Annotated in this window: 1 protein-coding gene; it reads left to right on the top strand. The window is 74.7% G+C overall.

Going from position 1 to position 549, the window contains the following annotated elements; all coding sequences use genetic code 11:
• Positions 1-549 (top strand): molybdopterin oxidoreductase family protein (locus RCG67_RS17285; protein ID WP_368828046.1); only part of this gene is annotated, 549 nt, incomplete at both ends.

Genomic DNA, 549 nt, shown 5'->3' with positions numbered 1-549 from the left:
CTGCTGGCCCACCCCTCGCGGCTCACGGCACCCCTGCTGCGCGGGGCGGACGGGGTCTTCCGGGAGGTGTCCTGGGCCACGGCCCTGGACCGGATGGCCGGGGAGTTCCGGGCGGCGCAGGAGCGCCACGGCCGGGACGGGGTCGGCGTCTTCGGCGGAGGGTCGCTGACCAACGAGAAGGCCTACCAGCTCGGGAAGTTCGCCCGGGTGGCGCTGCGGACCTCGCGGATCGACTACAACGGCCGGTTCTGCATGTCCTCCGCCGCGGCCGCGGCCAACCGGTCGCTGGGGATGGACCGCGGCCTGCCCTTCCCGGTGACGGACCTCGACGACGCCCACACCGTGCTGCTGCTGGGGACCAACCCGGCCGAGACCATGCCGCCGTTCGTCCAGCACCTGCGCCACGCCCAGGAGCACGGCGGCCTGATCGTGGTGGACCCCCGCCGCACCACCACGGCGCGGCTGACCGAGGACGGGGGCGGTCTGCACCTGCAGCCGACCCCCGGCTCGGACCTCGTGCTGCTGCTGGGCCTGGCACACGTGGTCCTG

The organism is Kocuria cellulosilytica (assembly GCF_040981245.1).
Taxonomy (GTDB): Bacteria; Actinomycetota; Actinomycetes; order Actinomycetales; family Micrococcaceae; genus Kocuria; species Kocuria cellulosilytica.
This window is presented reverse-complemented; position numbering and strand designations above follow the sequence as displayed.